Origin of the sequence: Dermabacter jinjuensis, assembly GCF_902381725.1 — a bacterium.
GTDB lineage: Bacteria > Actinomycetota > Actinomycetes > Actinomycetales > Dermabacteraceae > Dermabacter > Dermabacter hominis.
The window spans coordinates 150,774-174,172 of sequence record NZ_LR698963.1; the positions used below are offsets into that span (position 1 = coordinate 150,774).

Below are 23,399 nucleotides of genomic sequence, written 5' to 3' on the forward strand. Positions count from 1 at the left end.
CCCACCTAGATCCGAGTTGTCATTATCGCAACCTCGTTGCGTTTATCGCTTGACTGTCTCGTGGTCTACTTCTAGGATCGACACCACTACCTTCCGTGGAAATGACGCCCAGTCGTTTTCTCAATGACGAGAACCTAGGAGGCCCCGTGGCGGAAGAACTGCCCCAACACCCCGATTTCCTGTGGGATAACCCGGACCCGAAGAAAACCTACGACGCGATCGTCGTGGGCGGCGGCGGACACGGACTCGCCACCGCGTATTACCTCGCAAAAAATCACGGGATGACCAACATCGCCCTTCTTGAAAAAGGGTGGCTCGCGGGCGGCAACATGGCCCGCAACACCACGATCATCCGGTCGAACTACCTGTGGAACGAATCCGCCGCGATCTACGAGCACGCGATGAAGTTGTGGGAGGGCCTCACCGAGGAGCTCGAGTACGAGATGTTCTTTTCGCAGCGCGGCGTGCTCAATCTTGCGCACACGCTCGGCGACGTGCGCGAATCGGTGCGAAGGGTCGAGGCGAACAAGCTCAACGGCGTGGACGCCGAATGGCTCACACCCGAGCAGGTCAAAGAAGTGTGCCCGATCCTCAACATCAGCGACAACGTGCGATACCCGGTTATGGGCGCGACCTACCAGCCGCGCGCGGGCATCGCGAAACACGATTGGGTGGCATGGGGCTACGCGCGCAAGTGCAACGAGCTCGGCGTCGACATCATTCAAAACTGCGAGGTCACGAAGGTTCTGTCCGACGGTGACCGCGCGATCGGTGTCGAGACCACTCGCGGGAAGATCCTCGCCCCCAAAATCGCCCTCGCGGCAGCAGGGCACACGACCACCCTCACAGATCAACTCGGGGTGCGCGTACCCACGCAGTCGCATCCGCTCCAGGCACTCGTCTCGGAGCTTTTTGAGCCGGTTCACCCCACGGTCGTCATGAGCAACCACGTGCACATGTACGTATCGCAGGCTCATAAGGGCGAGCTCGTCATGGGTGCGGGAATCGATCAATACAACGGCTACGGCCAGCGCGGGTCGTTCCACGTGGTCTCCGAGCAAATTGCCGCGGCGATCGAACTATTCCCCGTGTTCTCTCGTGCACATCTGCTGCGCACATGGGGCGGGATCGTGGATGTCACGCTCGATGCTTCCCCCATCATGTCCCTGTGTGACGTCGAAGGCGTGTACATCAACTGCGGCTGGGGCACGGGCGGCTTCAAGGCTACCCCCGCATGCGGATGGGCGTTTGCGTATACGGTCGCGAACGATCGCCCCCACGAACTCAATGAACCGTTCTCGCTCGAACGCTTTACGACCGGCCACCTGATCGACGAGCACGGCGCCGCTGCCGTCGCTCACTAACCCCTCCGCGAAAGGAAGACCAACGATGCTTCTTCTCACGTGCCCCCACTGCGGTGACCGCGACGAAATCGAGTTTCACTACGGCGGCGAGGCTCACGTGGCCCACCCCGAAAAAACCGCGGAATTGACCGATACCGAATGGGCCCACTACCTGTTCTACCGCTCGAACCCCAAAGGCGAGTACGCCGAGCGATGGCTGCACACGGGCGGCTGCCGAAAGTGGTTCAATGCCCTGCGCGACACGGCGACCCATGAGTTCCTCGCGTTCTATCCGGCGGGCGAGAAACGCCCCGAGCTGCACGGCGGCGACGAGGCCGCCCACACGATGGGAGAGACCAAGTGAGCATGCGACTATCCCCCGAGCATTCCCCTCGGTACGGCCTCGCGGACAGTGAACCCTTCTCGATCACGGTTGACGGTGTGGAGATCGAGGCATACGACGGCGACACGGTTGCCTCCGCGCTCATCGCCTCGGGCCGGATCCACACGGCCGAATCGATGTACCGCCACCGCCCACGAGGAATCCTCGCGGCGGGCATCGAAGAGCCGAACGGGCTCATCACGGTTCGCTCACGCGACGCGCACGATATCGACGAAACAATGCTGCCGGTGACAACCGTCCCGGCTACGCCGGGCCTCGAGACTCTGTTTGTTTCAGGGCAGGGCGCCCTCGACCCGCGTCCCGACCCGGCCCTCTACGACCACAAACACCGCCACGTGGACGTGCTCATCGTGGGCGCGGGCCCCGCCGGCATCGCCGCGGCGCGCTCGGCCCTCGCCGGCCAATGCAGGGTCGCGCTCCTCGACGATCAGCCCCTTCCCGGCGGTTCACTTCTTTCCACACGCGATGTCGAAATCGATGGTCTCAGCGGCCCCGAATGGGCACGCACTGAAATCGAGAAGCTCGAAAAGAACAGCGACTTCACCTACCTTCCGCGCACGAGCGCGTTCGGCTGCTACGACGCGAACTACGTGATCGCGGTCGAAAACCGCACCGATCACCTTCCACGCGCCAAGCGCCCCGGAGTGTCGCGCCAGCGCATGTGGCAGTTCCGCGCCGCGGAGGTCATTCTCGCGACCGGCGCCATTGAACGACCGCTCGTGTTCAAAAACAACGACCGGCCGGGCATCATGCTCGCCTCCGCCGTGAGCACCTACATCAACCGCTACGGCGCTCTGCCGGGCCACCGAGCGGCACTGTTCACCACCAATGACGCGGGCTATGAGAGCGCGCTCGACCTCGCGGCGGCAGGGGCGAAGGTCGCCGCGATCATCGACGCACGCCCAAGCGTGCCCGAGCACTGCAGGAAAATCGCGCGCGAGGTGGGAGCAGCCCTCTACGCGGGCTCCGCCGTGATTGATACCGACGCGGGCGAGGGCGGGCTCCTGAGCGCCGTCACGGTGCGCGGCCTCAACGACAACACTGAGCTCACGAGCGAGGCAAAACACATCGAGGTCGACCTCCTCGCCGTCTCGGGCGGATACAGCCCCACCGTGCACCTCCACACCCACCGCCAGGGAAAAACCACGTGGAACACGGACATCGCGGGCTTCGTGCCCGTCTCCCCCGTTTCCCACCAACACCACGCGGGCGCCCTCACCGGGAAGTATTCCCTCGAGGATGCGCTCGAAGAAGGTCACCGCGCAGGTATCGAGGCCCGCGAGAAGGCTGCCGAAGCGAAAGGCTTCAACGCCGGGAAACTGAAGCGCGAGGTTGCCGAGGCAGCCGTCGGAACCTCACTGCCCCTTGACCGCTCTCCCGTGCGGCCCGTGTGGCTCGTACCCGCCAACGACGGCGACGCAGCCGAGTGGCACGAGCATTTCGTTGATTTCCAACGCGATCAAGCCGTTGCCGAGATCATGCGCGCCTTTGGCGCGGGCATGCACAACATCGAGCACATCAAGCGCTACACGTCGATTGGTACTGCGAACGATCAGGGCAAAACCTCAGGCGTAAACGCAATGGCGATCCTCGCGGCCGCGCTCGGCGAAGATAATCTCGAGAAGGTCGGCGTCTCAAACTACCGCGCGCCCTATACGCCCGTGCCGTTTGGGGTCATCGCGGGCCGCGAGCGCGGCGACCTCTTCGACCCGGCACGCCTCACGTCGATTCACCCGTGGCACCTCGCCCACGGCGCGAAGTTTGAGGACGTGGGCCAGTGGAAGCGCCCCTGGTACTACCCGCAGGGAGCGGAATCGATGGACGCCGCGGTGCGCCGCGAGTGCGCGGCGGTCCGTGAATCCGTCGGTTTCATGGACGGCACCACGCTCGGCAAGATCGAGATTCGCGGGAAAGACGCAGCGGAATTCCTCGATCGCGTGTACACGAACTCGTTCCGCCTGCTCAAGGTCGGCATGGGGCGCTACGGCGTGATGTGTACGCCCGACGGGATGATTTTTGACGACGGCGTGACGATGAGGCTCGCGGACGATCGCTTCCTCATGACGACCACCTCGTCGGGCGCCGCGAAGGTTCTCGACCACCTCGAAGAGTACTCGCAAACGGAGTGGCCCGAGCTCGACGTGACATTCACGTCGGTGACCGAGCAGTACGCGACGATCACGGTCGCCGGCCCGAAGTCACGCGCCGTCATCGAAAAGGTTGTCCCGAACATCGACGTTTCCGCCAAGGGCTTCCCGTTCATGGCATTTCGCGACACGACCCTCGCAAACGGTATTCCGGCGCGCGTGTGCCGCATTTCGTTCTCGGGGGAGCTCTGCTTCGAGATCAATGTCGAGGCTTTCTACGGGCTCTACGTGTGGGAGGCCGTCGAGGAAGCTGGCCGCGAGTTTGGCATCACCCCCTACGGGACGGAAACGATGCACGTGCTGCGTGCCGAGAAGGGCTTCATCATTGTCGGTCAGGATACGGATGGCACGGTTACCCCGCAGGACGCGGGAATGGACTGGGTCGTGTCGAAGAAGAAGGAGGAGTTCCTCGGTAAGCGCTCCTTCGCTCGCGCCCACACCGCTGCTCCGGGTCGGCGCCACCTCGTGAGTGTTCTTCCAGTCGATCGCCGGCTGCGCCTTCGCGAGGGCGCGCAGCTCGTCGAAAAGGGAACGGACCTCACGGTTCGCGATGCGGATGTGACGACTCCGCTCTTGCCCGGCAACGGGCAAATCGAGGATATCGGCTTCGTGACGTCGAGCTACGACTCGGTGGCGCTGGGCCGCACGTTCGCTCTCGCGCTCATCGAACGAGGCCGCGAACGCGAAGGCGAAATAATTTCGAGCCCCGTGGACGGCCGCCTCGTCGACGTAGAAATCGGGCCCCTGTGTCTTTTTGATCCGGAAGGAGAGCGCCGCGATGGCTAACGCTCAGTTGAAAGAATTTCGCCGCACGCCCGCCGCGCACCTTGCGGGCGCGATGGAGGCGGCGCGTGTCGTCGGCCCGCGTTCCGTGGCACTTCGGGAGCTAGATTCACCGCTGCAGGCAGGGCTTCGCGCGAAGCCGGGGAGCGAAAGCGCACGTGCACTTGAGAGCGTGCTCGGCTTTGCACTTCCCGCGCGGGTTGGCGAGGTCGCGGGAAGGTCCGACGCCGGCCACGTTCTGTGGCTCTCGCCCGACGAGTTCCTGTACGTCGATCCCTCCGACACGTCCCAGGCCGCCGTCGCTGACCTCGAGGCTTCTCTCGAAGGATTGCCGGGGCACGCCGTGGATCTTTCCGCGAACCGCACCGTGTTTGAGCTTTCGGGCCGCGCCAGCGAGGAGCTTCTCGAGAAGGGCTGCAACGCGGATCTACACCCGCGTGAGTTCCCAGCGGGCCGCGCGATCGCGACCCAGCTCGCGCACGTGCCGATCCTCTTGCACCGCGTGGACCAGAGCGTATGGCGGCTCTTCCCTCGCGCGAGCTTCGCCGATTTCGTGGCGCGGTGGATTATGGATGCGATGACCGAGTATCGCCAAAGCGACGTTCTCTAGACCGCCGCTCACAGCAACCGGGCCGCTTGGCGCACTCAGCGCCGGGCGGCCCCATCAATTCCGCTACTTCTCCGCGGCAATCCGCTCATGGTGACGAATCACCTCGGTGACGAGGAAATGCAGAAAACGCTGCGTAAACACCGGGTCGAGACCAGACTCTTCGGCAAGTCGCGTAAGACGCTCGACCTGGTGTTTTTCGCGATCCGGGTCGCCAGCGGGAAGGCCGTGCTCTGCCTTGAGGGCGCCCACGGCCTGCGTGAACTTGAAGCGTTCGGCGAGGAGATGCACGAGGGCCGCGTCGATATTGTCGATCGAGCGTCGGTGCTGGCCGAGGACCTCCCGGGCGCGGGCGATCTGTTCGTCGGTGACGTGGGTCCCGGCACTTGGGGTCGCTGGAGAATCATTCATGCGCTAAGCCTTCCAGGCGAAGCCGGGTGAGTAAAGGCCTTCGGCCATAAAGCGTCACGCGCTGCGACGGCGCTTCTTCGTATCGCTGCTTTCGGCGGCGGAATCGGCGCGAGTGAGCATGAGCGGCTCGCGCCCCTCGGTCACGACGGCCTCGGTGATGACGATCTTCACGACATCGTCGCGTGAGGGCACCTCGAACATCACGGGCTGGAGGATTTCCTCCATGATCGCGCGAAGGCCCCTCGCGCCCGTTCCGCGCTCGAGAGCGCGATCGGCGATGGCCTCGAGTGCAAGCTGCTCAAAGTCGAGCTCGACCTCGTCGAGGGCGAACATCTTCTGGTACTGCTTGACGAGCGCGTTTTTCGGCTCGATCAGAATGCGGGTGAGATCCTCACGGTCGAGGTTCGTGACCGACGTGAGCACGGGAAGGCGCCCGATGAACTCGGGGATGAGCCCGAACTTGAGGAGGTCTTCCGGGAGGATCTTCGCATAAATCTCCTGTTCATCGAGCGGGGTGTGAAGTTGGCTTCCAAATCCGATGCCACGCTTACCGATGCGGTTGCTGATGATGTCCTCGATACCCGCAAATGCACCCGCGACAATAAACAGCACGTTGGTGGTGTCGAGCTGCACGTAGTCCTGCTGCGGATGCTTCCGCCCGCCCTGCGGGGGCACGGCCGAGACCGTCCCTTCGAGGATCTTGAGCAGACCCTGCTGGACGCCCTCACCGGAAACGTCGCGTGTAATCGACGGATTTTCCGCTTTGCGGCCGATCTTGTCGATCTCGTCAATATAGATGATGCCGCGCTCGGCGCGCTTGACGTCCCAGTCGGCAGCCTGAAGCAGTTTGAGAAGAACGTTTTCGACGTCCTCACCCACGTAGCCGGCTTCCGTGAGCGCGGTGGCATCAGCCATCGCAAACGGTACGTTCAGGAGCTTCGCGAGGGTTTGCGCGAGGTAGGTTTTTCCACAACCCGTGGGCCCCACGACCAGCACGTTCGATTTTGCGACCTCGACTTCGTCGATGTCGGTGCCGATGCCCGAATCCTTCGTTTCACTCGCGATCACACGCTTGTAGTGGTTGTACACCGCGACGGAAAGGGCGCGCTTCGCGGTCTCCTGGCCAACGATGTGAGTCTCGAGGAAGTCGAAGATTTCATTGGGCTTCGGGAGCTCGAGCTCCTTGGCCTGCTCTTCCTTCTTCTCCGCGGCCTCGGTTTCCTCAGCGATGATCTCGTTGCACAGCTCGATGCATTCCTCGCAAATGTACACGTGAGGGCCGGAGATGAGCCGCTCAACCTGCTTTTGCGACTTGCCGCAGAACGAGCACTTATAGATCTCGCTCGAATCACCAATCTGTGCCATGGAGGAGAAATCCTTCCTGGGAAGCTATCAGGCCCTTGCCACACTAGCGGCAGGGATGCATGGAAATGGGGAGGCGCACCAGCGAGTGTGTGTCGCTGTGGCGCACCTCCCCGGCCCGTTCACGGGTGGCAGCGCTTACTGGCCGAGCTGCGCCTGCTCGCTGCGGCGCTGGAGCACCTGGTCGATGAGGCCGTATTCGAGCGCCCCCTGGGCGGTGAGGATCTTGTCGCGCTCGATGTCGCGGTGGATCTCCTCGCGGTCACGTCCCGAGTGGTGGGCGAGGGTGTCCTCGAGCCACTCGCGCATGCGCAGAATCTCGTTGGCCTGAATCTCGATGTCCGAGGCCTGACCGCCGCCCTGGCCGCCCATCGCGGGCTGGTGAATGAGGATGCGTGCGTTCGGAAGCGCGAGGCGCTTGCCGGGGGCGCCGGCCGCAAGAAGCACCGCGGCGGCGGAGGCCGCCTGGCCGAGGCACACGGTCGTCACGTCAGGCTTGATGTACTGCATCGTGTCGTAGATCGCCGTGAGCGCCGTAAACGATCCGCCCGGGCTGTTGATGTACAGGGTGATGTCGCGGTCCGGATCCTGCGACTCGAGCACGAGTAGCTGCGCCATCACGTCGTCCGCCGAGGCGTCGTCCACCTGGACGCCGAGGAAGATAATGCGATCCTCGAACAGCTTCGCGTACGGATCCTGGCGCTTGAAGCCGTAGGCCGTGCGCTCCTCGTAGGTGGGCAGCACGTAGCGTGCGCTCGGCATGTGGCCGGCCTTCATGGAGGGCTCAAAAGTCATGGTTGTACTCCTTTAGTTTCGCCGCGTCAGTTCTCGTCCATGCCGCCATCGCCGGTCACGTCGCCGGCTGCGGAGACGATCCGGTCGATGAAGCCATATTCGAGGGCTTCGGGGGCGGTGAACCAGTGGTCGCGGTCGCCGTCGGCAATGATCTGCTCGACGCTCTTGCCGGTCTGCTCAGCGGTAATCTCGGCCATCTGCTGCTTCATCGAGAGGATCAGATCGGCCTGGATCTTGATCTCGGACGCGGTGCCGCCGAGGCCGCCGAGCGGCTGGTGCATGAGAATACGCGTGTGGGGCGTCGCGAAACGCTTACCGGGAGTGCCGGAGCTCAGCAGGAACTGCCCCATCGAGGCGGCCATGCCCATGGCGACCGTGACGACATCCGGCTTGATGTACTGCATCGTGTCGTAGATAGCCATGCCGGCGGTGATCGAACCGCCAGGGCTGTTGATGTAAAGGAAGATGTCCTTGTCCGGATCTTCCGCGGCGAGCAGGAGCAGCTTCGCGCAGATGGCGTTCGCGTTGTCGTCGCGAACATCCGAGCCGAGCCACACGATGCGCTCGCGCAGGAGCCGCTGGTACACGTTGTCGTCGAGGCCAAGCGGCATTTCACCGGCCGCGTTCACGCTGTGCTGGGTCACGGTGCACTCCTTGTGTCTTGAGATTTCGTACCCCTCAACCTTAGCGAGCGCGAGGGGTCTCGGCGCCTGTGTTCGCCAGGGGCGCAGTTCCGACGCTTGCCTCGCTACAGCTGCGGCTGGGACCACAGCACTGTTCCGTGCGCATCTCGAATCGTCACGCGGGGCATGTCCTCGAGGGTGACGTCAACGTCGATGAATCGCTCGCCCCCGTGCTCGTGGGCACGGTACGTCATGTATTCATTCGCGATGGCGAGCACTTCGGTGCGTGCGGTCACGAGCCACGGCTCGGCTCGGCGTACGCCGATGAGCCCGGCGATCGCGTCGCGCATGGCGGGCCCTTCGCCGAAGAAGTCGCCTGGGGAATCGGGGAAGGCCTGGCGCACGTCGTCGTCTCCGCCGAGGCGCTCTTCCTTGATGCCGCGGAAGGCCTGCTCATCGCCGTAGTACAGGGCGGGGGTGCCGCCGAGCGTATAGAGGATCGCGTGAGCCGTGAGCGCGCCGTCTGCGCCAAGCACGCTCGCGATGCGGCTCGTGTCGTGATTACCCACGAATGTGTACGGAACGAAGTGTTCGAGGAACGTGTTGTGGCGGCCGAGAGTCCACTCGAGCTCGAAAAGATTCTTCTGCTCGATGCTCGAATAAATCGCCTTCCACAACTCGTACTCGGTCGCGGAATCCACTCCCGCTTCGCGCACGAACTCGGCGTAGTCGCCGTGGATGATCTCCGCGAAGAAGAACGCTTCGGGGAAGTCCCGGCGAAGGTCGGGGATGATCGCGCTCCAGAAGCTCGTGGACACGGAGTAGGCGGCATCGAGGCGCCAGCCGTCGATCCCCCGCTCGAGCCAGGAGCGCATGACGTGGGCGATTCTCTCGCGCGCGGCGGCGCTTTCGTGGTGGAAGCGGGCGAGCTCCCCGTGCCCTTCCCACACGCGGGGGGCCGGGCCGCCGTCGGCCTCCATATCAATATCAAATTCGCGCTCGCTCGCGTTCGCGGAGGGGTTCTCAAGCTCGCGGCGAAGCGGTTCGAAATCGATCGAAACGTGCGAAAACACGCCGTCGAGAAGCACGCGGATCCCGCGTTTTTTGCACGCAGCGAGGAAGCGATCGAAGGCAGCATCGTCGCCCAGCCTCGGGTCGATTTTCAGGTAGTCCAGCGTGTCGTAGCCGTGGGTTTTGGACTCAAAAATCGGGCCGAGCGCGATCCCGTTGAGGCCGAGTTCTTGCACATAGTCGAGCCAGCCGGTGAGGTGATCGAAGCCCCGTCCGGTGCGGGAATCGCCCTCGCGGATCGGGGCGTCGGTGAAGCCGAGTGGGTATACGTGCCACCACAGGGCGTGATCGATCCAAGCCATGACTATGCCTCCTTCGCGCGGCGCCGCGCGCTGTTAAAAGGGTAGCGGCCCCACCTCCGCTTTCGCGATGAGGGGCCGCGCCCTTAAGGGATGGTGCGAGACTACTTGTCTTCGCTCTTCTCCTCGGCAGCCTTCTTGGTGGCGGCCTTCTTCGCCGGAGCCTTCTTGGCGGGGGCCTTCTTGGCGGCCGGCTTCTTCTCAGCGGTCTTCTTGTCCGCGGACTTCTTTTCGGTCGTCTTCTTCGCGGCGGGCTTCTTGGCAGCAGCCTTCTTGGCGGGCTTCTTCTCGCCCTCAGCCTTGGCATCCTCGTCGGCCGAGGAATCGTCGGACTCCTCACCCTTCGAAAGGCCAAGATCCAGAACCTTGCCGCCCTCAGCCTTGACCGTCACCTCAGCAAGCGCGTCGTCAAGCGCCTTCGAGCGCTGAACTTCGCCGAAGATCTGCTCGAGCTGACCGCCCTGCGCAACAGCCTGGAGGAACGTGTTCGGGTCCATGCCGTACTGCGCGGCCATCTGGGACATGAAGCTCATGAGGTCTTCCTGGCCCACCTCGACCTCGCGCGTCTCGAGGATCGCATCGAGGAGGAACTGCGCACGGATCGCCTTGACCGTGTCGTCCTTGATTTCCTCGCCGTGCGGGTCATCCGCCGTCTTGCCCTCGTTTTCGAGGTGAGCCTCAATCTCGTCCTTGACGAGCTGCTCGGGAACCTCAATCTCGATGTCCTCGAGAAGCTTCTCGAGAAGCGCGTTGCGGGCGAGCGCGACGCGGTTGCCCTCGGCGTCCTTCTCGGCCTGAGCCTTGAGATCCGCCTTGAGCTCATCGAGCGTGTCGAACTCGGAGGCGAGTTCAGCGAACTCGTCGTCAGCCTCGGGAAGCTCGCGCACCTTCACGCTCTGAGCGGTCACGGTGATCTGCGCTTCCTCGCCGGCGCGCTCGCCACCGGCGAGCTTCGAGGTGAACGTCGTGGTTTCGCCAGCCGAAAGGCCGATCAGGGCCTCGTCGAGGCCGTCGAGCATGTTGCCCTCGCCAATGTTGTAGGACACGCCCTCGACGGTGTCGATCTGCTCGTCCTCGATTTTCGCGACCATGTCGATCGACACGAAGTCGCCGTCCTCAGCGGGGCGATCCACACCCTTGAGGGTGCCGAAGCGCTCGCGCAGCGCGGTAAGGCGCATCTCCACTGCGTCGTCGTCAACGACGGGCTCCTCGATCTCGATCTCGAGGTCGGAGAAGGTGGGAAGTTCGATCTCCGGGCGCACATCCTGCTCGATAACGAACACGAGGTTGCCCTCTTCCGAGCCGTCGAGGCCCGGAACTTCCTTGACCTCAACTTCAGGACGGCCTGCCGGCTTGAGTTCGGCCTCGGCAGCGGCCTGCTGGTAGTAGCCCGGAAGCGCGTCATTCACGGCTTCCTGGATGATCGCGGGCTTACCGAAACGCTTCTCGATGAGCGACGTGGGAACCTTGCCCTTACGGAAGCCGGGAAGCTGCACATCCTTGGCAATCTTCTTCGCGGCCTGATCGATCGCGGGCTTCAGTTCCTCAAAAGGAACCTCAACGTTAAGCTTCACGCGGGTCGCGCTCAGCTTCTCGACTGCAGTCTTCACGTGCAAGTCTCCTCGTAGTAGTTCTCGTATTTCAAAGTCGGTAACCGGAGCCACGCCACGTGGCGGCCCCTGCGACGTCGGGATGACAGGATTTGAACCTGCGACCTTCCGCTCCCAAAGCGGACGCTCTACCAAGCTGAGCTACATCCCGGTCCACCACACCAGCCAACGTTCCTTCGAACCGCAAAAGCCGTTATGGCAACCCAGCCAAGTTTACCCGCCGCCACCTGAGGGCGCTGCGACATCACTCGCGCGATGTGACGAGATACATTCCTCACGCCGCACGTCCACGCCTTGGGCAAGGGCGCGGCATGTGGCAATATAGATCCCTGAAGCGCTCGGGCGCTTCTCGCGGGTGTAGCTCAATGGTAGAGCCTCAGTCTTCCAAACTGATTACGCGGGTTCGATTCCCGTCACCCGCTCCATCTCCCCCTTCCCCCTCGGATTGCATAGACCTTGTGGGGGTTTCGACCCCGCTCAGCGCGCGCACGGCTCTCGCCCGACAGCTAACCTCGAATGCAACGCGGGACTCATCGCGAATGCCGCCCCACGATTCTCTGCGCTCTCACGCAGACCCCTCCTTAGTGCATTAGCGCTATGACAGCATCGCTCACTCTCCATGAGTAGGCTGATGATGTCGCTTAACTATCTCGATATGGGGAAGTGATGCGGCTCCAAGAAGGGGGTCGGGCGCCAAAGAGATCCATGGGCTCGCCGCGGGACAACCCCCGCTCCCGCATTCCGGCGCCTCCCCTCGCGCCTCTACCGCGAAGAAAGGTTCCGCCCATGAGCACACCCCAGCCCCGCGAAGCACTCGCGATCGTTGACGCCGCGAGCCCCCTCGGCGACGCTCTCGTGAGCGAGGCCTACCTCGCCCTTCGAAACGGCGGCGATGTAGTGGCGCTGAGCGCCCAGCCCGAACGCCTCACGCATTTTTCGCGCGCGATCACCTACGCGGCGATCCCGGACGACCTCGAGGAGTACGCCGCTCGACTCCACGGCGCAACAGCGGTCTTCCTCGTTCTCGAGGCCCACGAGGATGCCGAAAAGCTCGCCGCCAGCACTGTTCGCGCGATGCGGCGCGCTGGAATTCGCCGGCTCATCGCAACGGCGCCACTCGATGCCCTCCGCTGCACCGTGCACGGCACGCGCGAGGCCGAAGCTCCGCGCCGCGAACGCTCCTTCGCCGAAAGAGCAACGCGAGCGTGGGCAACCGTCGGAACACCAGACCCATCCCTGCTGGCTGCCCGCCGTGCCCTCGAGCTCGTGCGGCTCTCGGGTCTGGACACGACGCTTCTCCTGCACCCGCCGATACTCGTGGCACCCGGGCCCGCGTCCGTCCAGCGCACGCCCGCCGCGTACGCGCCGACCGCGAGCGCCGACATCACTGCCGCCAACGCTGCCCGCGCCATCCTCGCCTCCCGCTACGAGGATGGAATCGGCCGAGAAGACGTGCTCAGCGAGGGGTAGCGGGAGAGAAAACTCAAAAACCCCACACCACTCGACGAAACTGTGCGACACCGTTCAGCCCCGCCACCTACAGTTATTCCGTGACTGAGAACGCGACGAACGCTCCCCAAGATCCCACGCCCGCCGCTTCCTTCAACGCGGCTAGCTTTGACGCCTACCTTTTCGACCTCGACGGGGTCGTCACCCCCACCGCCGACGTCCACATGCGAGCCTGGAGTCGTATGTTCAACCAGGTGCTCGTGGACTACGAGGGGCAGGCCAAATACACCGACATGGACTACTTCACGTACGTGGATGGCAAGCCGCGCTACGACGGCGTGAGGAGTTTCCTCGCCTCCCGCGGGATTAACCTGCCCGAAGGAAATCCCGACGACGCCCCCGCCGCCATGACCGTCTGCGGCCTCGGTAACCGCAAGAACGCCCTCGTGCTCGACATCCTCGAGCAGGAAGGGGTCGAGCCGTATCCCGGCACGCTCGCGTTCCTTGACTCGCTGCCCGAAACTGCGAAAATCGCGATCGTCTCGAGCTCGAAGAATGCCCGCACCGTGCTGAAGGCCGCTGGACTGCTCGAACGCTTCGAGGTGATCGTGGACGGCAACGTCGCAGCCGAACACTCGATCCAGGGCAAACCCGCCCCCGACACCTACCTTTATGGCGCGAAGCTCGTGGGCGTGCCCGCCGAGAAAGCCGTCGTGCTTGAAGACGCTACGAGCGGCGTGCAGGCCGGGGCCGCGGGCAACTTCGGTGCCGTCATCGGCGTTAACCGCGGCGTGGGCCAAGAGGCGCTCGCCGAAGCCGGCGCCACCATCGTTGTTGACGACCTCAAGGAGCTGGCATGAGCATCCATAAAGTCTCCGCCGACCCCATGGACAGGGTCCACCTGCCCGTGGATGAATGGCAGCTCGTCGAGTCGCGCCCCGGCGCACAGCTCGGTTTCCTCGAAACGATTTTCGCGACCGCCAACGGCTATCTCGGCATGCGCGGCACGCCCGAGGAGGGCCGCGACGTCGCAAGTCACGGCACGTTCCTCAACGGGTTCCACGAAACCTGGCCCATCAAGCATGCCGAGAACGCGTTCGGCTTCGCGAAGACCGGGCAGACCATCGTGAACGCACCCGATTCGACCGTCATCAAGCTTTACGTCGACGATGAACCGCTCAACGTCTCCACGAGCGACCTCCTCGAATACAAGCGCTGGATCGACTTCCGCGAAGGCGTTCTGCGCCGCGATCTTCTGTGGCGCACCCCGAGCGGTGCCCAGGTGCGCGTGCGCTCTAGCCGCATGGTGAGCTTCACCGACCGCCACCTCGCGCTCATGTCCCTCGAGGTCGAAATGGTCAAGGGAAGCGCCCCGATCGCGATCTCTTCCCAAATCATCAACCGCCAGGACCTCAACGTCGATGCCGCGCCCGCGACGGCCCCGCGTGCCGGCGAGAACAAGTACGATCCGCGGCAAACCACGTCGTTTGACACGCGCGTGCTGATCCCGGAAGACAATCACGCCTCCGGCGACCGCGTGCTCATGGGCTATCGCACCGCCCACTCTGGAATCGGCGTTGGCGTTGCCGCCGACCACACAGTCGAGACGGAAATCGACTTCCAGAGCCTCGTCAAAATCGACGACGACATGGGTCGATTCATCATGCGTGGCGAACTGCCCGAGGGCGAGAAATTCCTCGTCAAGAAGGCCGTTGCCTACCACTTTGCACCGGGTGTGCCGGTGCGCGAGCTCCAGGATCGATGCCGCCGCACGCTCGACCGCGTACACAAGCACAAGCTTGAGAACTACCACGACGCACAGCGGGAATTCCTCAAACGCTTCTGGGAACGCTCGGACATCCGCATCGAGGGCCAAAGTGCCGTGCAGCAGGCGGCCCGCTGGTGCATCTACCAGCTCGCACAAGCCGCCGCTCGTGCCGACCAAGCGGGAGTCCCCGCGAAAGGCATGACAGGCTCCGGCTACGAAGGCCACTACTTCTGGGATACCGACATCTATGTCGTCCCGTTCCTCACCTTCACCTCGCCGGAATGGGCACGCAATGCCCTGCGCTTCCGCGTGAACCTTCTCGATGCGGCCCGCGAGAGAGCCCGTGAGCTCAACCAGCGGGGCGCCCTCTTCCCGTGGCGCACCATTAACGGCGACGAGGCGAGTGCCTACTACGCGGCCGGAACCGCGCAGTACCACATCGACGCGGACATCGCGTGGGCGTTCGCCACCTACAACGACATCACGGGCGATACGAGCTTCCTCGACCTCCAAGGCGCCGAAGTCCTCGCGGAGACCGCGCGCATGTGGGCCGATCTTGGCTTCTGGCGTACCAATGGCGAGCGGACGTTCCATATTCACGGCGTGACCGGGCCCGACGAATACACGACGGTCGTGAACAACAACCTGTTCACGAACGTCATGGCGAAATACAACCTCGAGCGGGCCGCTCGCACACTGCTCGATCTGCGCGAACGCCTCCCCGAGGCCTACCGCGCGCTCGTGCAAAAAATTGACCTCGACGAGCGCGAGATCGACGAGTGGCAGGCCTGCGCCGAAGGCATGTACATCGAGTTCGACGAAACGATGGGCATCCATCCCCAGGACGACCGCTTCCTCGATCGCGAGGTGTGGGACATCAAGTCCACCCCGGCCGACCGTTTCCCGCTTTTGCTCAACTACCACCCGCTCGTGATCTACCGCTTCCAAGTCATCAAGCAGGCGGACGTCGTCCTCGCGACCTACCTGCGCGGTGCCGAATTCACGACCGAGCACAAGAAGGCGAACTTCGAGTACTACGATCCGATCACGACCGGCGACTCGACCCTGTCCGCAGTCGTCCAGTCGATCATGGCTGCAGAGGTGGGCCACCAGGATCTCGCCCTCGATTACTTCCTCACGGGCCTCTACGTTGACCTCGCCGACCTGCACAAAAACACGAAGGATGGCGTTCATATCGCCTCCGCGGGCGGCGTGTGGAACGGCCTCGTCGCAGGCTTTGGCGGCATGCGCTTCAACGACGGCGACATCAGCTTCGACCCGCGCCTGCCCGATGAATGGCCCGCCCTTGAGTTCCCTCTCACCGTGCGCGGCAGCCGCTTCACCGTGCGGATCACGAAGGGCGACATCACCTTCACGCTCGACGAGGGCGAGGAGCTCGAGGTCAGCGTGCGCGGCGAAACGGTCCGCATCACGAACGAGAGCGTGAGGGTTCCTCTCCATGGCCAGGGCCCCATCCTCCAGGACGGCGACATCGAGGCGCACTACGTTGGCGATTCACGCGCCGACGGCACCCTCATCACCTCGACCGTGCCCGACCCGAACTCGCCGTGGGAGTACCCGGAGGCGGCGTGTGAGGAGCACGAAGGCTAGGGTCCGGGGGATAAAATTGGGGTCCGACGCTTGCCCGGCAGGCGTCGGACCCTGTTTTTTCATCGAAAGAGAGCCATGAAACCGCGCATCGTCCGTGCTGATCTTCCCGCCGAGCCCACCAGTGAGCTGCCACCGTGCGTGAAGCGACGTGATCTCGGCGCGCTCGGTCTGACCGGTGCTGCCGCGCTTGCCCTCGCCGGCTGTGGCCCGGATCGCGGTGGCCTCAAGGCAAAGGAAGTCCAGGTCGATGACTCGGGCGCCGTTTCCCTCGAGGACCTTCCCGAAAACCAGACGACCATCGTGAACTTCGGCGGGCAAAAGGCATTCGTCGCCGTCGTCCGTGGAAGCGGCGATGACCTCCACGGCTTCGAGGCATACTGCACGCACCAGGGCTGCGCCCTCAACCCCGAGGGGCCCGTGCTTCACTGCCCGTGCCACGATTCGACGTTTGATTCTCAAACGGGAGACGTCAAGGGCGGTCCCGCCGAGAAGCCCCTAACCGAAGTGGCCCTTAAGGTCGCCGACGGCAAGGTTACCCGTGCCTGAGGCCTCGAATCTCACGAGCGACGGGCGAGTTCGGCGCGAGGTCGTCAGCTTCGTGCGTCGCGGCTCCCGTCTGAACGCCGCCCAGGAGCGCGCGTGGCAGGCGCATGCCGCTCAGTACGTCGTGGACGTTCCGCGCGGGGCCCGCTCGACTCTCGCCGACCCTTCCGTGCGACTGTCCGTTTCGGAACTGTACGGGAATGCGAACCCGCTCATCGTGGAGATCGGCTCCGGGCAGGGCGATTGCATCGCCGCCGCGGCGGCCTCGCGCCCGAGCGAAAACTTCCTCGCCCTCGAGGTGTACAAGCCGGGCCTTGCCCAAACGATGCTCCACCTCGAGCGCCTGTGCCTGCCCCGCAACGTGAAAATGCTCGAGGTCGACGCCGAGAACTCCCTGCCCACGCTTCTCGGGCCCGAATCGATCCGTGAAGTGTGGATCTTCTTTGCAGACCCGTGGCACAAAACAAAACACCACAAGCGTCGGCTGGTCTCTCCCGAGTTCCTGCGGGCCCTCACGACGCTCCTCGAGCCGGGCGGAATTATTCGCACCGCGACCGACTGGGCTGACTACGCCGAGCACCAGCACGCCGCTTTCGAGACCGTCGCGGCCGAGGGGCTGCTCGTGAACCTCCACCCGTCAGGGCCGAGGCCCGAGGGCACCGCGTCTGACTCGGTGAGCGACGCAATGCCGAACGAGGGGTTTGCGCCGCGGTTCGACGGGCGCGTGCGCACCGCCTTCGAGAAGAAGGCAACGGCGGCTGGGCGCCTCGTGTGGGAGTTCGCCTACCAAAAACCGTAAGCGCTCCGACGGGTTAGGCCTCCGCGGGCGACTCAAACTTGTAGCCGAGGCCGCGCACCGTCACGATGAGCTCCGGGCTCTTCGGATTGACCTCGATCTTCGCGCGCAAGCGCTTGATGTGCACGTCGAGGGTTTTCGTGTCGCCCACGTAGTTTGAGCCCCACACGCGATCGATGAGCTGGCCGCGCGTGAGAACACGATCGGCGTTGCGCAGCAGAATCTCGAGAAGCTCGAACTCCTTGAGGGGAAGCGGCGTATCCACGCCACGCACCCGCACCACGTGCCGATCGACGTTCATCTCGATCCCGCCGGCCGTCAGCACGGCCTCGTCTTCAACGCTGTCCTGGCCGGGTGCCTTCTGCTGCTCGCCGCGGCGAAGAACGGCTTTGATGCGAGCGAGAAGTTCGCGCGACGAATACGGCTTCGTCACGTAGTCGTCGGCGCCGAGCTCGAGACCGAGAACCTTATCGAACTCGTCATCCTTCGCGGTGAGCATGATAACGGGCACGCTCGACGTCTTGCGGATCTCGCGGCACACATCAGTGCCGCTCATACCGGGAAGCATGAGGTCGAGAAGCACGAGGTCAGCCCCATGCACCTGGAACACCGCGAGCCCTCGGTCGCCGGTATTTGCCACCGCGACCTCATATCCCTCCTTGCGCAGCGAGTAGCTGAGCGCGTCCGAGAAACTCTCCTCGTCTTCAACAATGAGGATGCGTGCCATGTTTCCTATTCTCCTGTGTGAATGGGCAGATCCCGTGGTGAATCGTCGGCGAGCTCGGGGATTCGAAGCGTGAACGTCGAACCTGAGCCCTCCTTCGACCATACTGTGACTTCGCCCCCGTGGTTGCTCGCAATGTGCTTCACGATCGACAGGCCAAGGCCGGTGCCGCCGGTCGCACGGGAGCGTGCCTTATCCACGCGGTAGAAACGCTCAAAAATGCGTTCCATATTTTCGGGCGAGATGCCGATCCCCTCGTCCTTCACGGAGATTTCGACCATGCCGTTATGGCGGCGGGTCGATACGCCGATGAGGGTGTTCGGCGGTGAATACGTAATCGCGTTCATGATTAGGTTCGACAGTGCCGTGGTCAGCATCGTCGAGCTTCCGAAAACCTCGAGGTTTTGCGTGCCACCGGACTGGATCGTCATGCCGTGGCCCGAGGCGAGGTTCTGGTTGAGGGCAACAGCTTCGGCAACCACGGAGTCGACGTCGACCGTGGAGGCGTCGGCAAAAGATTGCGCCCCCTGCACGCGCGACAGCTCGATGATTTCCTGGACGAGGAGCGAGAGGCGCCGCGATTCAGTTTGCATGCGGCTCGCGAAGCGGCGCACGGCTTCGGGGTCATCTGCGGCGTCCTCCATCGTTTCCGCGAGGAGCGTTAAGGCGCCGACGGGGGTTTTCAATTCGTGCGAGACGTTCGCGACAAAGTCACGACGCGTTTCTTCGACGCGGGACTGCTTCGTGAGGTCATCGGCAAGCACGAGGATTCGCCGTGAGCTGCTGAGCGCGCCCACGCGCACGCTCACAACAGTGGGCGTGTTGAGATCTGAGCGGGTGGTTTTCTCGTTCGTCAGCATCTGCTCGCGGAAGCCACCTTGGCGCGAGACCTGGGTGACGATGTCGATGAGATCACGGTGCGCGAGCCGCGGGTAGTCTCCGCCGGTGGTGCGCACGAGGCCATAGCTATAGGCAAGGGGTGAGGCGCGCAGGACGTCGCCGCTCGAATCGAGCAGTACGTACGCGCTCGAGAGGATCGACAGCACTTCGGAGGTGGGCTCCGGGATAACCGGCTTCGCCGGTTCCGGCACAGGCCGGCTCCCACGCAGCGCCGCGTAGGTCGCCACAACTCCCGCCACAAGGCCGCACGCGGCAGCGACAAAGAGGAGAGCAACGGAATTCACCCCACCAGGGTACTCGGTCTCGGGGTCCGACGGCTCCCCGCGCCCCATCGAACCCAATTTCGTTTCCTGGTTATTCACCTTGGGGTTTGCCAACATTCACTTCCCACCGGGAAAATGGGAGGTGCATTACTGCCCCTAGAGAAAAGGACGATCCGATGCGTGCAGCATTCCAGAATGAACTTCAGGTCCTGCGCGATGGCCTGATGGAGATGAACTCCCTCGTCGCCACCGCACTCGAGGACGCCTCGAAGGCGCTGCTCACCGGCGACCTCGCGCTCGCCGAGAAGGTCATCGTCCGCGACCAGGAGATCGACGATCTCCAGGCGGAGCTCGACGAGAAGGCCATTGACGTCCTCGCGACGCAGTCCCCCGTCGCTACGGACCTCCGCACGGTCGTTGCCACACTCCGCATGAGCGCGTCGCTTGAGCGCATGGGCGATCTCGCCGCTCACATCGCGCTCGTGCTGCGCCGCCGCCACCCGAACGAGGTCATCCCGGCTGATCTCAAGCCGACCGTCGAGACGCTCGCCGATCTCAGCCTCAACGCCGTCCACGATGCCGGGAAGGTCCTCGAGAGCTACGACATAGCCCTCGCCGCCGTCATCGAGGAGCGCGACAACAACGTGGATCGCGCCATGGACGAGGTTTACGCCGCGCTCTCCGCCGACGACGCCTCCTACTCCGTCAAGGAGTCCGTTGACCTTGCGCTGCTCGCTCGCTTCTACGAGCGCCTTGGCGACCACGCCGTATCGATTGCGCGCCGCGTGGTGTTCCTCGTGACAGGCGATTCGCTCGACTCGCACAACCCACACACGGACGTCGACGAGTTCTGATCCGCTAGGCGATTCCTTAGCAGCGCCGCACTCCTGGGCGCTCAGTCTTTCAGTAAAAAGCGGGGTTCCGGCTTCTGGCCGGGGCCCCGCTTTTGCTACCCGCTTACTCCACACCCCCACCAGCCGCGCCCCCACTCACCGTTTTTCCTTCTCATGCCTCCCCCTCTTCCCCTCTTCCCCTCTTCCCCACCCGCTGTCTTTCCTCCTCACCCGCCCCTCCTCCCCCGCTCTCCTTCCTCCTCCCCTGCTTTCCTTCCTCCTCACCTCTTCTTTTTCAAAGTGGTGAAAAACGGTGTTTATCCCCTCGATATCGCACGTGAGGTGGCTAAAAATCACCACTTGGAAACTTGCGAGGGGTACAAAGCGAGAATTGACCGGGGGCTGGGCAACCGTCGGAACCCTAACTCGTTCCAGATTCTCCCGGTAACCTGTGGCGGTACCCGCATCAACAGCGACAGGAGTTCCTATGCCCTCGAAGCCCAGCAATCCCCTGGTCGGCGCTATCGTGACGGTTGCCGGGATTGGAACGTCGATCCTCGCGAAGAAGGCGCTCGAGGCCGGCTGGCATCGCGCTTTCGACGAGGAAGTTCCTGACTCGAAGTTCGAGAAGCAGGCAAAGAAAGACCTCAAGGCTCGCCAGAAGCAGGCAAAGAAGGATGGCGCCTCGAAGGCCGAGATCAAGGCCATGACGAGCGAGTACGACGACGTCGATGCTTGGAAGGTCGCCCTTTTCACGATCCTGTCCGGCGTTGTCATCTCGGGTCTGCAGCAGGTGGCGAAGAAGGGCGCACAGTCGGGGGCGGAGCGTCTCGTGGCGCGTCGCCCGCGCGCGAACCGCGGCTAAATAGCGACTACTCAAATGGAAGCCCGGCCTCATGGGGGCCGGGCTTTTGCCATCTTCACTCCCCAGCTGCTTCCTTGCCCTCCTGATTCGTCGCTGCTTGCCTGATTCGTCGCCGGTCCTGGCCTGATTCCTCGCTGCTTCCAGCGCTCACCTCCATTTTTGACTCTCGGCACCTGTTGCCTCAGCCTCTGCCTCTTTTCTTCGCCTCTGCCTTTTCCGTTCCCGCCACTCGCGCACAGATCCAAAGTGGTGAAAAACAGCCACTTGAAGCCAAAAAAGAGGGCAGTTGACGCCGTTTTTCACCACTTTCAAAAAGAACGCGAGGCATACAGTGCCAGCGCGGAGTCAAAAACACAGGGCCAGGATGCACCCAAAGCAAAAACGCAGGGCAAGCGGGCACCCAAGGCAAAAACGCGGGGCCAGTAGGAACCTAGGTCAAACCGCGGGACCAGGATGCACTCGAATTAAAAGTGAGCGGCCCCGCGATGCGGGGCCGCCACATGAATTCAGCGTCGACTACTTTTCAGGCGCGAGGTATTCGAGGGATTCGTCGAGCAGCTGCACGGTGAGGCGCTGCGTCTCGTTGCCAACGGTGATATCGACGAAAAGGTTGTCACCCGGCTTCTTCGAGGTCGTGACCTGGATGGGGTCGACGCCCTCGCCGCCAATCTTGATGGTTTCGCCGGCGGGCACGTTGATGCTCGCGCCGCCGTTAGCACCCTCGACGAAGGCGAGGCTGACGGTGAAATCCTCGGTCGATTGATTCACGATTGCGCCGGTGACCTGTACGCCGTTCGCCCCTTTGACAGCGAGGAGATTGCGGACGCCGACGGGCTTCGAGGCACCTTCGGGCGTGAAGTTGAGGAGGGCGCCCTCTGCCGGCTGGTAGAAGTGGTGGGTTTGCGTCGGGTTGAAATAGGCACAACCGCTGAGGCTGAAGGCGGCGATGCCCATGAGCGCGGCAGCGCGGGAGAGGGGACGAAGTTTCACTCTGACTCCTGCGATTTTGAGGTCACGTAGTTGTCGATGACGTAATGGTTTGCGTCGCGAAGCGGGACTTCCCGGCCGGGACTAAGAGCCCACCCGGAGGGGGAACCGCCGCGCTAGCAGCACCCTCACAGACTACCCCACACTCGGGCGTCACCGCCCAATGATGTGGCGGCGAAATATAGCACACACGTGGATGTTAGAATGGATGCTGGACGAAAGGGACCTGAACTCATGAATTTTAATGTCGGCGAAACAGTCGTCTACCCGCACCACGGTGCGGCGCTCATCGAAGAAGTCAACGAGCGCACCATCAAGGGCAAGGTCAAGAAGTACCTGAAGCTCAAGGTTGCGCAGGGTGATCTCACCATTGAGGTGCCCGCGGAGAATGTTGACATGGTGGGCGTGCGCGATGTCGTCGACCAAAAGGGCCTCGAAGAGGTTTTCGAGGTGCTTCGCCAGCCTTATGTTGAGGAGCCCACGAACTGGTCGCGCCGTTATAAGGCGAATGTGGAGAAGCTTGCCTCGGGTGACATCAAGAAGGTTGCCGAGGTCGTTCGTGACCTGTGGCGCCGCGATCAGGACCGCGGTTTGAGCGCGGGTGAGAAGCGAATGCTCTCGAAGGCTCGCCAGATTCTCACCTCCGAGCTTGCGCTTGCAGAGGATTGCTCGCCTGAGCGAGCCGAGGAAATTCTCGACGAGGTTCTCGCGTCCTGATGAAACATGTCGCGGTTGTGTGCGGCGCCGGGGTGGCGACCTCCTCGGTGATCCGCAAGCGCATCGAGGCGCATTACGACGTTCGCAAGATTGACGTGAACGTTACGCAGGCAACCGTGATGGATTTGCTGTCGCCGCAGTTTTCCGCCGATGCGATTGTCACGACGGTCACGATTCCCACGTCAATTGGGATCCCTCAGTTGAGTGGGATGCCGCTTCTACTCGGCACAGATTCGAGAGTGACATTCGAGGCGCTCGACCAATTGCTCGGCTTCACCTCGCGCCGCGAGGATCCGCAGGCCTAGCTCCGTGCCGCGCGGGCCGGTGGCCGCGCGCTTTTCAGCGCTCTCCCCGCTTCTTGAACCCCGAACTGCACCGCGAGGCCGGGCGGTTCCGGTGGGTTCAAGTGCGCGCCTTGGCAAAGGCTTCGCGGTCCGACGGCTGCTCCGCCGTCATCGTGTCGCGTTCGGTAAACACTGAGGGCGGCGG

At 63.4% G+C, this 23,399-nt stretch carries 23 protein-coding genes and 2 tRNA genes; 14 read left to right on the forward strand and 11 right to left on the reverse strand.

Annotated features, from left to right (window positions below):
• Positions 1 to 146: 146 nt before the first annotated feature.
• Genes FXY94_RS00695 through FXY94_RS00710 form a run of 4 tightly spaced genes read left to right on the forward strand, consistent with a single transcriptional unit; the run spans position 147 to position 5,286 of the window.
• Positions 147 to 1,364: a sarcosine oxidase subunit beta family protein gene (locus tag FXY94_RS00695; protein WP_016663086.1), complete on the forward strand. Its 1,218-nt coding sequence runs from the start codon at positions 147 to 149 to the stop codon at positions 1,362 to 1,364.
• Between the two features lie 25 nt (positions 1,365 to 1,389).
• Positions 1,390 to 1,707 carry a sarcosine oxidase subunit delta gene (locus tag FXY94_RS00700; RefSeq protein ID WP_016663087.1) on the forward strand — a complete coding sequence of 106 codons (318 nt, stop codon included), beginning with the start codon at positions 1,390 to 1,392 and terminating at the stop codon, positions 1,705 to 1,707.
• Positions 1,708 to 1,709: 2 nt separating this feature from the next.
• Complete coding sequence (locus tag FXY94_RS00705; RefSeq protein ID WP_051120588.1) at positions 1,710 to 4,679, forward strand: 2Fe-2S iron-sulfur cluster-binding protein; 2,970 nt, start codon at positions 1,710 to 1,712, stop codon at positions 4,677 to 4,679.
• Positions 4,672 to 5,286 carry a sarcosine oxidase subunit gamma gene (locus tag FXY94_RS00710; RefSeq protein WP_016663089.1) on the forward strand — a complete coding sequence of 205 codons (615 nt, stop codon included), beginning with the start codon at positions 4,672 to 4,674 and terminating at the stop codon, positions 5,284 to 5,286. The genes FXY94_RS00705 and FXY94_RS00710 overlap by 8 nt, the downstream gene beginning before the upstream one ends.
• 63 nt (positions 5,287 to 5,349) lie before the next feature.
• Here the strand turns inward: FXY94_RS00710 and FXY94_RS00715 are convergent, their stop codons facing one another.
• The 7 genes from FXY94_RS00715 to FXY94_RS00745 all read right to left on the reverse strand — a co-directional run bounded on the left by FXY94_RS00715 (position 5,350) and on the right by FXY94_RS00745 (position 11,605).
• Positions 5,350 to 5,694, reverse strand: coding sequence for a chorismate mutase (locus FXY94_RS00715; protein ID WP_016663090.1), 345 nt, complete (start codon positions 5,692 to 5,694; stop codon positions 5,350 to 5,352).
• 54 nt (positions 5,695 to 5,748) lie between these two features.
• Complete coding sequence (clpX, locus tag FXY94_RS00720; RefSeq protein WP_016663091.1) at positions 5,749 to 7,059, reverse strand: ATP-dependent Clp protease ATP-binding subunit ClpX; 1,311 nt, start codon at positions 7,057 to 7,059, stop codon at positions 5,749 to 5,751.
• 135 nt (positions 7,060 to 7,194) lie between these two features.
• A complete protein-coding gene (locus tag FXY94_RS00725) occupies positions 7,195 to 7,851 on the reverse strand; it encodes an ATP-dependent Clp protease proteolytic subunit (RefSeq protein ID WP_016663092.1) in 657 nt (218 codons plus the stop codon).
• A gap of 26 nt (positions 7,852 to 7,877) precedes the next feature.
• On the reverse strand, positions 7,878 to 8,462 hold the full coding sequence (locus tag FXY94_RS00730; RefSeq protein WP_051120673.1) for an ATP-dependent Clp protease proteolytic subunit: 585 nt from the start codon (positions 8,460 to 8,462) through the stop codon (positions 7,878 to 7,880).
• A gap of 137 nt (positions 8,463 to 8,599) precedes the next feature.
• The gene (locus tag FXY94_RS00735) at positions 8,600 to 9,847 is read right to left on the reverse strand and encodes an alpha-amylase family glycosyl hydrolase (RefSeq protein ID WP_016663094.1); all 1,248 of its coding nucleotides are present in this window, start codon (positions 9,845 to 9,847) and stop codon (positions 8,600 to 8,602) included.
• A 101-nt stretch (positions 9,848 to 9,948) separates the two neighbouring features.
• Positions 9,949 to 11,454, reverse strand: a complete 1,506-nt coding sequence (gene tig / locus FXY94_RS00740; protein ID WP_016663095.1) for a trigger factor — start codon at positions 11,452 to 11,454, stop codon at positions 9,949 to 9,951.
• A gap of 77 nt (positions 11,455 to 11,531) precedes the next feature.
• Positions 11,532 to 11,605: transfer RNA gene (locus FXY94_RS00745), tRNA-Pro, on the reverse strand.
• A 200-nt stretch (positions 11,606 to 11,805) separates the two neighbouring features.
• On the opposite strand from FXY94_RS00745, the gene FXY94_RS00750 reads away from it, so the two are divergent.
• The 6 genes from FXY94_RS00750 to trmB all read left to right on the forward strand — a co-directional run bounded on the left by FXY94_RS00750 (position 11,806) and on the right by trmB (position 17,624).
• A tRNA-Gly gene (locus FXY94_RS00750) sits at positions 11,806 to 11,879 on the forward strand.
• Positions 11,880 to 12,240: 361 nt separating this feature from the next.
• Entirely contained in the window at positions 12,241 to 12,924 is a 684-nt protein-coding gene (locus tag FXY94_RS00755; protein WP_016663096.1) for an NAD(P)H-binding protein, read from the forward strand.
• Between the two features lie 80 nt (positions 12,925 to 13,004).
• Complete coding sequence (locus FXY94_RS00760) at positions 13,005 to 13,763, forward strand: HAD family hydrolase (protein WP_016663097.1); 759 nt, start codon at positions 13,005 to 13,007, stop codon at positions 13,761 to 13,763.
• On the forward strand, positions 13,760 to 16,282 hold the full coding sequence (locus FXY94_RS00765; RefSeq protein WP_016663098.1) for a glycoside hydrolase family 65 protein: 2,523 nt from the start codon (positions 13,760 to 13,762) through the stop codon (positions 16,280 to 16,282). The genes FXY94_RS00760 and FXY94_RS00765 overlap by 4 nt, the downstream gene beginning before the upstream one ends.
• A gap of 75 nt (positions 16,283 to 16,357) precedes the next feature.
• Positions 16,358 to 16,828 carry a QcrA and Rieske domain-containing protein gene (locus tag FXY94_RS00770; protein ID WP_016663099.1) on the forward strand — a complete coding sequence of 157 codons (471 nt, stop codon included), beginning with the start codon at positions 16,358 to 16,360 and terminating at the stop codon, positions 16,826 to 16,828.
• Complete coding sequence (gene trmB, locus FXY94_RS00775) at positions 16,821 to 17,624, forward strand: tRNA (guanosine(46)-N7)-methyltransferase TrmB (RefSeq protein ID WP_016663100.1); 804 nt, start codon at positions 16,821 to 16,823, stop codon at positions 17,622 to 17,624. Before FXY94_RS00770 ends, trmB begins: the two co-directional genes overlap by 8 nt.
• A 13-nt stretch (positions 17,625 to 17,637) precedes the next feature.
• Here the strand turns inward: trmB and FXY94_RS00780 are convergent, their stop codons facing one another.
• Both FXY94_RS00780 and FXY94_RS00785 read right to left on the reverse strand, forming a co-directional pair.
• On the reverse strand, positions 17,638 to 18,348 hold the full coding sequence (locus FXY94_RS00780) for a response regulator transcription factor (protein ID WP_016663101.1): 711 nt from the start codon (positions 18,346 to 18,348) through the stop codon (positions 17,638 to 17,640).
• Positions 18,349 to 18,353: 5 nt separating this feature from the next.
• Entirely contained in the window at positions 18,354 to 19,625 is a 1,272-nt protein-coding gene (locus FXY94_RS00785) for a sensor histidine kinase (protein ID WP_016663102.1), read from the reverse strand.
• A 59-nt stretch (positions 19,626 to 19,684) separates the two neighbouring features.
• On the opposite strand from FXY94_RS00785, the gene phoU reads away from it, so the two are divergent.
• On the forward strand, positions 19,685 to 20,362 hold the full coding sequence (phoU, locus tag FXY94_RS00790) for a phosphate signaling complex protein PhoU (protein WP_016663103.1): 678 nt from the start codon (positions 19,685 to 19,687) through the stop codon (positions 20,360 to 20,362).
• A 135-nt stretch (positions 20,363 to 20,497) separates the two neighbouring features.
• On the opposite strand, the gene FXY94_RS00795 is transcribed toward phoU, so the two are convergent.
• Positions 20,498 to 20,701: a hypothetical protein gene (locus FXY94_RS00795; RefSeq protein WP_147594859.1), complete on the reverse strand. Its 204-nt coding sequence runs from the start codon at positions 20,699 to 20,701 to the stop codon at positions 20,498 to 20,500.
• A gap of 127 nt (positions 20,702 to 20,828) precedes the next feature.
• On the opposite strand from FXY94_RS00795, the gene FXY94_RS00800 reads away from it, so the two are divergent.
• Positions 20,829 to 21,206, forward strand: coding sequence for a DUF4235 domain-containing protein (locus FXY94_RS00800; RefSeq protein ID WP_016663104.1), 378 nt, complete (start codon positions 20,829 to 20,831; stop codon positions 21,204 to 21,206).
• 516 nt (positions 21,207 to 21,722) lie between these two features.
• Here FXY94_RS00800 and FXY94_RS00805 read toward each other — a convergent pair.
• Positions 21,723 to 22,196, reverse strand: a complete 474-nt coding sequence (locus FXY94_RS00805) for a hypothetical protein (protein WP_016663105.1) — start codon at positions 22,194 to 22,196, stop codon at positions 21,723 to 21,725.
• Between the two features lie 231 nt (positions 22,197 to 22,427).
• Here FXY94_RS00805 and FXY94_RS00810 point away from each other — a divergent pair, with 231 nt between their 5' ends.
• Both FXY94_RS00810 and FXY94_RS00815 read left to right on the forward strand, forming a co-directional pair.
• Positions 22,428 to 22,910 (forward strand): CarD family transcriptional regulator, encoded by a 483-nt coding sequence (locus FXY94_RS00810; protein WP_016663106.1) that lies wholly within the window; start codon positions 22,428 to 22,430, stop codon positions 22,908 to 22,910.
• Positions 22,910 to 23,215 carry a PTS sugar transporter subunit IIB gene (locus FXY94_RS00815; RefSeq protein WP_016663107.1) on the forward strand — a complete coding sequence of 102 codons (306 nt, stop codon included), beginning with the start codon at positions 22,910 to 22,912 and terminating at the stop codon, positions 23,213 to 23,215. Before FXY94_RS00810 ends, FXY94_RS00815 begins: the two co-directional genes overlap by 1 nt.
• Positions 23,216 to 23,399: the final 184 nt, after the last annotated feature.